Origin of the sequence: Nonomuraea sp. NPDC049784, assembly GCF_040659615.1 — a bacterium.
Classification (GTDB): Bacteria; Actinomycetota; Actinomycetes; order Streptosporangiales; family Streptosporangiaceae; genus Nonomuraea.
On the sequence record NZ_JBFAMX010000726.1, the window covers coordinates 1 to 4585 of the forward strand.

Here is a 4585-nt window from a genome sequence, read left to right on the forward strand (position 1 = left end):
GAGATCCCCGCAATGCTTGATCACCTGGCTGGCCAGATCCAGGGCACTCGATCCGCGGAACCCTGAGCCCAGCAGCACGGCCAACCTGGTACTCGGCGACGCTGCCGAACGTGCGGTCCAGCACGCCCCACACCCGGTCGCCCAGCCGGGGGCCGGGTTCGGCCGGGTCCGGGCCCAGGGCAACGACCTCGCCGGTGAAGTCGAGCCCCATGCGTTTCGGGAAGCCCCGCTGCATCAGCCCGGTCACGGGCCGCATTTTTCCCGCCCGGCCGTGCAGCTCGCCGCCGTTCACGCTGGCGGCGTGCACGCGCACCAGCACCTCGCCGGGTCCGGGGACCGGCTTTGGCACCGTGCCCACATACAGCACTTCCGGTGGCCCGTACTGGTCGAACAGGGCCGCGCGCATCTCAGTCGCATTCATCTCCACATGAGTGACGGTAGCGAGCTAACCGGATGGGGCCGTCCATTTACGTTAATGTGAGAAATATGCCTGGTCATCCCTCTCAGATGGAGCCCGCGCAGGCGCTGCGGGCCGACGCCCGGTACAACCGCGTGCGCATCCTCGAGGCCGCGCGGGAGTCGTTCGCCACGCGGGGGCTCGACGTGCCCATGGCGGCCATCGCGCGGCGCGCCGGGGTCGGCGTGGCCACGCTCTACCGGCGTTTCCCGTCGCGGGAGTCGCTGATCACGGAGGTGTTCGGCGACGAGCTGGCCACGTGCGCGTCGGTCGTGGACGAGGCGCTGGCCGATCCGGACCCGTGGCGGGGGTTCTCCTCGATGATCGAGAAGGTGTGCGCGATGCAGGCCGCCGATCGGGGGTTCACCGACGCGTTCCTGACGGCGTTCCCCGACGCGATCGACTACGAGCGTACGCGGGTGCGGGCCGAGCAGGGCTTCGCCGAGGTGATGCGGCGGGCCAAGGCCGCGGGGCAGCTGCGGGCCGACTTCGACCTGGCCGATCTGACGCTGCTGCTCAAGGCCAACTGCGGCGTCGCCACCGGAACGAGCGAGGCCGCGGCGGCGGCGTCGCGGCGGCTGGTGGCGTACCTGCTGCAGTCCTTCCGGGCCGAGCACGCCGAGCCCCTGCCGCCGGCGCCGCCGCTCACACTCGACTTCCTGCACGGGTCGGCAAGGTGACTCCCGCGGCTTGGGTCGCAGTGGTCACGGCGGTGTGTCGGTGTCGAGGGCGGCGGTGCGCAGGGCGTCCGCGACGCGGGCGACCGGCTCCGTCGGCGGGTGCGGCAGGCGGGCGAGGAGCAGGCGGCGGTGCTCCTGCGGGCCGCCCCTCACCGGCAGGATGCGTACGCCCGGCGGCGCGGCCGGGACCAGCAGGGCGGACACAGTGGTCAGCCCGCAGCCGGCCGCGACGAGGTGAAGCTTGGCGAGCCAGTCGCGGGCGGTATGGGCGATCTCGGGCTTCTCGTCCAGACCGGGCCAAACCCCCATCAGCAGGTCGTCACCCGCGGGGCCGGCGATCCAGCGCTGCCCGCGCAAGTCGGCCACGTCGACGTAGTCGCCGTGGGCGAGCGGATGGGCGGCCGGCACCGCGAGGCGCAGACCCCGCTCGGCGAGCGTCTGGAGGGCCAGCGGCGGCGACTCCGCGTCCGGCGGGCGGAACGGCGGCGCCGACGCCAGCAGGGCAAGGTCCAGGCTGCCGGCCCGCAGCGCGCGGACGAGCGCAGGGGTGCTTCCTTCCCGGGTGACGACCGTGATGGCGGGGTCCGTGCGGCGCAGCGCGGCAAGGGCCCTGGCCAGCAGCACGGCGCCCGCGCTGGGAAACCAGCCCACCCGTACGACCCCGGCCTGCGCCGGCAGGCCGGACAGCTCCCGCGCGGTCGCGTCGATCTGGTCCAGCACGATGGTGGCCCGGCGCAGCACGATGCGGCCGGCGGCGGTCAGCCGTGCGCCGTCGCGCCGCCTCTCCAGCAGGTCAGCGCCCGCGGCCCGTTCTATCGAGGAGATCTGCCGGGACACCGCCGACTGGGTGTAGCCGAGCGCGCTCGCGGCGGCGGTGAAGGTGCCCTGCTCGGCCACGGCGCGGAAGACCCGCAGCGCGGTCAGCGACACGTCGCTGAAGTCCATGACGTCTACGCATACCAGGTGTGCGTAACTTTCGTTGGACTCATGGCCGAGGCGGCTCCTAGCGTGGCGGCATGAACGATCCACGCATCGCCCTGGTGACGGGGGCGAACCAGGGCCTCGGCCGCGCCCTCGCCGAAGGGCTGGCCGCTCGGATGGCCCCGGACGACCTGGTACTGCTCACCGGCCGCGACGCCCAGCGGGTCTCGGACGCCGCCCGAGAGGTCACGCGATCATCCGGCACGCGCAGCCGGGTGGAGGGCCGGGTCCTCGACGTCTCCGACGCCGGCGCCGTGGCCGGGCTGGCCGATGAGCTGCGCGAGCGCCACGGCGGGGTGGACGTGGTGATCTCCAACGCCATCGCCCCGAACGCCCCTGACAGGTCGCAGGCCGAGCAGGCCGACGAGTTCATCGACGTCGCCAACGTCGCCACCCACACGATCCTGCGCTCGTACGGCCCGATACTGAGGCCCGGCGGGCGGCTCATCGTCGTGGCCAGCACCCTGGGCACCCTCGGACACCTGAACCCACGGCTGCACCACTTGTTCGACGGCGCCTCCCTCGACCAGGTCGAGCGGGCCGTCGAGTCCTGGCGCAGCGCCATCCACGCCGGGACACTCGACGAAGCCGGCTGGCCACACTGGCTGAACGTGCCCTCCAAGGTGGCGCAGGTGGCCGCCGTGCGCGCCGTCGCGGCCGAACGCCGCGAGCGCGACCTCGCCACCGGCACGATGATCGCCTCCGTCTGCCCCGGCATGGTCGACACCCGGGCCTCCCGGCCCTGGTTCAGCGAGTACGGCCACGCCCAGACACCGGCCCAGGCCGCGCGGGCAGTGCTCGACCTGGTGCTCGCCGAGGGCGCCGACCCCGCCCTGTACGGAGAGCTGGTCCGCTTCGGCAAGCCCCTGCCCTGGTACGGCGGGACACCGCCCACCGAGCAGGAGCGCCTCGTCATCCCGTGACGCGGCTCAGCGGCCCGAGATCAGGTTCGCCAGGCGGGCGTACGGCGAGGTGGTGGTGCCGTGGTCGTTCTCCTGGCGGTCGGCGGTCCGGAACAGCGCGTAGATGAGCTGAACCCCCGTCCACCGCAGCGGCTCCGGCTCCCACTGACGCACCTGACGGCCCACCCAGGGCAGGGCCGTGAGCTCCGTGTCCTGGCGCAGCACCAGGTCGCGGAGCGTGCGCCCGGCCAGGTTGGTGGTCGTGACGCCGCTGCCCACGTAGCCGCCCGCCCAGCCGAGCCCCGACGCGTGGTCCAGGTGGACCGTCGAGCACCAGTCGCGCGGCACGCCCAGCACCCCGCACCAGGAGTGCTGGATCCGCGCGTCCGCCGCCGCGGGGAAGAGCTTCACCAGCATCCGCCAGAGCAGCGCCACCGTCTGCGGCTGCGTGGCGCCCCGGACGTCGGTACGCGAGCCGTACCGGTAAGGCACGCCCCGCCCGCCGATCGCGATGCGGTCGTCGGCGGTGCGCTGCGCGTAGATGTAGGCGTGCGCCTCGTCTCCGAGCAGCTCGTTGCCCGACCACCCGATGTGCTTCCACACCTCGGCGGGCAGCGGCTCGGTGACGATCATGGAACTGTTCATCGGCAGCCACTGCCGGTGCTGCCCGGCCAGCGAGGCGGTGAAGCCCTCGGTGGCGCGGATGACGTAGTCGGCCGAGACCTCCCCGCGCGTGGTGATCGCCGCCGCCTGGGCGCCGTCCCGCCGCGGCCGGATCTCCGTCACCGTCGTGTCCTCGAAGATGTCCACGCCCAGCCGGGCCACCGCCTCGGCCAGGCCGACGGCCAGCTTGGCGGGCTGGATGCGGGCGCAGTGCGGCGAGTAGGTGGCCTCGAGCGTGCCCGCCACCTGCATGCGCTCGCGCTGCTCGTCGCGGTCCATCAGGCGCAGGTCTTCCTCGCCGTACCCCCACGTACGCAGGTCGTCGAGCTCCTCGCGGAGCCTGCGCCGCTGGGCCGGGTTCGTCGCGACGTGGATGAGCCCGCCCTTGTGGATGTCGGCGTCGATGCCCTCCTTGCGGGTCACCTCGATGACCTCGTCCACGGACTGGAACATGGCGTGCTGCAGGTCAATCATGGCCTGCCGCCCGCGCGCCTTGGCGTGCCGCTTGCGCGATCCGGCGAACTCCGCCGACAGCCAGCCGCCGTTCCGCCCCGACGCCCCGAACCCGGCGAACTCCTTCTCCAGGATCGCGATCCGCAGCCCGGGCTCGGCCTGCTTCAGGTAGTACGCGGTCCACAGGCCGGTGTAGCCGCCGCCGACGATGGCCACGTCGTACGAGCGCGGCCCGGGCAGCGGGGGACGCCGGTCAGGCAGGCCGATCTGCCGGTACCAGAAGGAAACCCCGCCGTTGGCGAAGTCCCTGGTCAGCGGGATGCCTTTCACGTTAGTACAGCCTCCACATCGGGTGAGTCGGGCAGCAGGACGGAGTCGGCGACGCGCCACGTGAGGGTGACCTCGTCACCGCCGCGGGCGTCGCTGAGGCTCCCGGCCTGCTCGCGGAC

The 4585-nt window shown here is 73.0% G+C and carries 5 protein-coding genes; 2 read left to right on the forward strand and 3 right to left on the reverse strand.

Going from position 1 to position 4585, the window contains the following annotated elements:
• Window positions 1–421 (reverse strand): alcohol dehydrogenase catalytic domain-containing protein (locus tag AB0J09_RS56915; protein ID WP_360711107.1); only part of this gene is annotated, 421 nt, incomplete at its 3' end.
• 86 nt (window positions 422–507) lie between these two features.
• Between AB0J09_RS56915 and AB0J09_RS56920 the strand changes: the two genes are divergently transcribed.
• Entirely contained in the window at window positions 508–1137 is a 630-nt protein-coding gene (locus AB0J09_RS56920) for a helix-turn-helix domain-containing protein (RefSeq protein ID WP_360711109.1), read from the forward strand.
• A gap of 24 nt (window positions 1138–1161) precedes the next feature.
• Here AB0J09_RS56920 and AB0J09_RS56925 read toward each other — a convergent pair whose 3' ends face one another.
• Window positions 1162–2082: a LysR family transcriptional regulator gene (locus AB0J09_RS56925; RefSeq protein WP_360711112.1), complete on the reverse strand. Its 921-nt coding sequence runs from the start codon at window positions 2080–2082 to the stop codon at window positions 1162–1164.
• A gap of 71 nt (window positions 2083–2153) precedes the next feature.
• Between AB0J09_RS56925 and AB0J09_RS56930 the strand changes: the two genes are divergently transcribed.
• Window positions 2154–3041, forward strand: coding sequence for an SDR family NAD(P)-dependent oxidoreductase (locus tag AB0J09_RS56930; RefSeq protein WP_360711115.1), 888 nt, complete (start codon window positions 2154–2156; stop codon window positions 3039–3041).
• Between the two features lie 6 nt (window positions 3042–3047).
• Here AB0J09_RS56930 and AB0J09_RS56935 read toward each other — a convergent pair whose 3' ends face one another.
• Entirely contained in the window at window positions 3048–4466 is a 1419-nt protein-coding gene (locus AB0J09_RS56935) for an FAD-binding oxidoreductase (protein WP_360711118.1), read from the reverse strand.
• Window positions 4467–4585: the final 119 nt, after the last annotated feature.

What these genes read in the sequence shown, in the direction of transcription:
- AB0J09_RS56920 (WP_360711109.1), top strand. Translation starts at nt 508, where the DNA reads ATGGAGCCCGCGCAGGCGCTGCGGGCCGACGCCCGGTACAACCGCGTG.
- AB0J09_RS56925 (WP_360711112.1), bottom strand. Translation starts at nt 2,082, where the DNA reads ATGGACTTCAGCGACGTGTCGCTGACCGCGCTGCGGGTCTTCCGCGCC.
- AB0J09_RS56930 (WP_360711115.1), top strand. Translation starts at nt 2,154, where the DNA reads ATGAACGATCCACGCATCGCCCTGGTGACGGGGGCGAACCAGGGCCTC.